The organism is Actinosynnema sp. NPDC059335, assembly GCF_042752395.1.
Lineage (GTDB): Bacteria > Actinomycetota > Actinomycetes > Mycobacteriales > Pseudonocardiaceae > Actinosynnema.
Map to the genome: position 1 here is coordinate 1 of NZ_JBHYXZ010000296.1, position 3,790 is coordinate 3,790.

The window sequence follows — 3,790 nt, forward strand, 5'->3', positions numbered from 1 at the left end:
GGGGGGGGGGGGGCGCGCCGGCGCCGCCCCCCCCCCCCCCGGGCAGGTCCCTCGGCGCGGGGTCAGCCGGTCAGCGCAGGGCCCACTGCTGGTTCGCCTGGCCGCTGCACGACCACAGGATCAGCTTGGTGCCGTTCGCCGTGCCGTGCCCGGACGCGTCCAGGCACAGGTTCGACTGCACACCGGTGATCGTGCCGTTCGAGTTCACGTTCCACTGCTGGTTGGTCTGGCCGTTGCAGTCCCACACCACGACCTGCGTGCCGTTGGTCGTGCCGAGGTTGTAGGCGTCCAGGCACTTGCCGTTGACCGTCAACTGCTTGGCCGCGGTGTAGGTCCACGTCTGGTGCGGCTGGCCGTTGCAGTCCCACAGCTGGACCTGGGTGCCGTTCACCACGCCGTTCGGCACGTCCGCGCACCGGCCCGACTGCGTGCCGACGAGCCGGTTGCCGGTCGGCGCGGTCGGGTCGCCGATCACGCCCGGCACCGACCGCAGCGCCGAGTACCACCGGGCGGCCATCTTGTCGTAGCCGCCGGCCGTCGGGTGGACGCCGTCGATCAGGTCGGCCGTCGTCAACGCCGACGCCATGTCGACCAGGTGCACGCGCTTGCCCCCGTTGACCTTGTTCTGCACGATCCCGGGGATGGCGGCGTTGAACGTGCGCGCGGCCGCGCCCTGCCCCGAGTTGGCGATCGGGATGATCGTCGCCACGAACACGTCCGCGTTCGGCACGGTCGCGGTGATGCGGTCGATCAGCGTGGACAGCCGGCCCGGAGCGCCGCTCACGTTGTAGTTCTGCAGGATGTCGTTCGTGCCGATGTGCAGCAGCACGGTGCGCGGGTTGGTGTTGCGCAACCAGTTGACGACGTTCGCGTCGATCTGGTCGATCCGCCACCCCGGGTGCCCCTGGTGGTCGTGGTCGCCGAGCGACGACGGCCCGTTGAACTGCGACCCGACGAAGTCCACCCGGTAGCCCGCGCCCGTGAACCGCTGCCACAGGCCGATCCGGTAACCGCCCGGCACCTGCGTGCCCTCGGTGATCGAGTCGCCCAGCGGCATCACGCGCACGCCGCCGTTCGACTCGGCGACGGCCGGTCCGGTGGTCGTCAGCACCCCGGCCGCCAGGACGGCCGCGGTGACCAGTGCCTTGACGAGCGTCCGCATCGTTCCTCCTCGGTGATCGGTGGGCACGGACGGCCGTCGCGGTCCCCCGCCGCGCGCCGGCCCGTGCCCGACGGCAACTCGTCTCCGACCGAACTTGTTAGCGCTAACGTCGTGTGTTGCCGAGGGATAAGACTACAGCGCTGTGAACGCGATGTGACGAACTGAGACGGGCCATCTCTTCGTGTTAGCGCGAACATTGCGGCGTTCGCCGGTGCCGGGTGGGCAATTCGGTCCACTTCGGACGAAACGCGCCGACACCTGACCGGCCGATTGTGCCGCGAAACCCGATCGGCATACGGTCGCAACTCCGGAACCGGTTCGACCGAACAGCCCCCGCGCGCACGTCGAGCGGGACGAGGGAGCGAACATGGCCAGAGTGCTGGTCCTGACGGGGGACGCCGCCGAGGAGCTGGACTCGATGTACCCCGTCTTCCGCCTGCGCGAGGGAGGTCACGAGGCGGTCGTGGCCGCGCCGACCACGCGCGCGGTGAAGCTGGTGGTCCACGACTTCGAGTCCGGTTGGGACGCCTACACCGAGAAACCGGGGCACGAGCTGCCGGTGGACCTGGCGTTCGCCGACGTGGACCCGACGGGGTTCGACGGGCTGGTGATCCCGGGCGGGCGGGCCCCGGAGTACATCCGGACCGATCCCGACGTGGCCCGCATCGTCCGCCACTTCTTCGAGCACGAGCTGCCCGTGGGCACCATCTGCCACGGTCCGCAGGTGCCCGCCGCGCTCGGGTTGCTGCGCGGGCGCACCACCGCCGCCTTCCCGCCGCTCAAGGTGGACATGGAGCTGGCGGGCGCCACGTTCGTGGACGAACCGGACGTGGTGGACGGCGCGATGGTGTCGTGCCGCGGCTGGCCGGACCTCCCGCACTGGTCGCGCGCGTTCATGCGCGTGCTGGAGAAGGCGGCGGGCCCCGCCTGACGGACCCGTCTCACGACCGGCGGGCGGTCGTGAGGCGGGCACGCTCCACCGACGGCGGTGGCAGGAATCTGACATTGCCGCCGCCGTCCGGGCGTGGCTAACTGCCGGGAGGGACATCTGCTCCGCCCCTGCGCGCCAGGTCGCCGCCGTGGTGGCGGCGCGGTCCCGTGGCGCCGTTCCGGCCGGGGTTGAGCGCCTCTCGGACGGCACGACACCCCGCGGTGGTCGTGCGGTCGCCACCAAGGAGTGATGATGAGACGAATGTTGCGCGCCCTGACGGCCGCGGCGTTGCTGTTGCCGCTCACCGTCGGCACGGCGCTCGTGACGGCGGGCCCGGCCTCGGCCGCCACGTTGACCAGGATCACGAACTTCGGCACGAACCCGACGAACCTCAACATGTACGTCTACGTGCCCGACAACGTCGCGCCGCAGCCCGCGCTGCTGGTCCTCGTGCACTACTGCGGCGGCTCGGCGGGCGCGATCTTCAACGGCAACGGCCGCGACTTCGCCACGGCGGCCGACCGGTACGGCTACGTCGTGGTCGTGCCCGAGGCCACGCGCGAGGGGCACTGCTTCGACGTCTCCACGCAGGCCGGCCTCACCCGCAACGGCGGCAGCGACTCCACCGGCATCATGTCGATGGTGTCCTGGACCCGCCAGCGCTACAACGTGGACCCGGCCCGGATCGTGGTCAGCGGGTTCTCCTCCGGCGCGATGATGACGAACGTGCTGGCCGCCCAGTACCCCGACGTCTTCTCGGCGGGTTCCGCGTTCTCCGGCGTCCCGGCCGGGTGCTTCGCCACGACCAACGGCTCGCTGTGGAACAGCCAGTGCGCGGGCGGCAACGTCGTCAGGTCCGCCGCGGAGTGGGGCGCCACGGCCCGCGCCATGTACCCGGGCTACACCGGGACCTACCCGCGGATGCAGTTCTGGCACGGGACCACGGACACCACCCTCGCCTACCCCAACTTCGGCGAGGAGATCAAGCAGTGGACCAACCTCCGGGGGCTGAGCCAGACCCCGGCGTTCACCGACCGCCCGCAGTCGAGCTGGACGCGCACCCGGTACGGCGACACGGGCACCCGCGCCACGGTCGAGGGCATCAGCATCGCCAACACCGGCCACACCCTGCCGCAGGCGGGGATGTTGGCGTACGCGATCTCCTTCCTCGGCCTCGACGGGGGCGGTGGCGGCGGCGCGAAGACCGGTCCGCTGCGCGCGGTCGGCGCGGGCCGGTGCCTGGACGTGCCCGGCCAGAGCACCTCGGCCGGCACCCGGTTGCAGGTCTGGGACTGCCACGGCGGCGCCAACCAGCAGTGGACGTCCACGACGGCGGGCGAGCTGACGGTGTACACGGGCAGTGCGCTGCGCTGCCTGGACGCCGAGGGCGGTGGCACCGCCGCGGGCACGGCCGTGATCATCTGGAACTGCCACGGCGGCGCCAACCAGAAGTGGCGGCTCAACGCGGACGGTTCGGTGACCGGCGCGCAGTCGGGGCTGTGCCTGGAGGTCGGCGGCACGGCCAACGGCTCCCCCGTGCGGCTGGCGACGTGCGGCGGGCAGAGCGGCCAGCGGTGGACCCTCGGGTGAACCCGGCGGTGGTCGGCTGATGGACGAGGGGTGGTGGCGGGTTGGGTCCACCCCCCCCCCCGGGGGGGGGGGGGGGGCGCCCCCGGCCCCCCCCCCCCCGGCGCACC

At 72.1% G+C, this 3,790-nt stretch carries 3 protein-coding genes; 2 read left to right on the top strand and 1 reads right to left on the bottom strand.

Translation table 11 applies throughout. The annotated features are described in order from the left end of the window. Positions 1–70 precede the first annotated feature (70 nt). Positions 71–1,162 (bottom strand): ricin-type beta-trefoil lectin domain protein, encoded by a 1,092-nt coding sequence (locus ACFXGA_RS39815; RefSeq protein WP_378098269.1) that lies wholly within the window; start codon positions 1,160–1,162, stop codon positions 71–73. 367 nt (positions 1,163–1,529) lie between these two features. On the opposite strand from ACFXGA_RS39815, the gene ACFXGA_RS39820 reads away from it, so the two are divergent. Together ACFXGA_RS39820 and ACFXGA_RS39825 are read left to right on the top strand one after the other, a co-directional pair. Then, on the top strand, positions 1,530–2,093 hold the full coding sequence (locus ACFXGA_RS39820) for a DJ-1/PfpI family protein (protein WP_378098272.1): 564 nt from the start codon (positions 1,530–1,532) through the stop codon (positions 2,091–2,093). A gap of 252 nt (positions 2,094–2,345) precedes the next feature. Next, a complete protein-coding gene (locus ACFXGA_RS39825) occupies positions 2,346–3,683 on the top strand; it encodes a PHB depolymerase family esterase (RefSeq protein ID WP_378098275.1) in 1,338 nt (445 codons plus the stop codon). Positions 3,684–3,790: the final 107 nt, after the last annotated feature.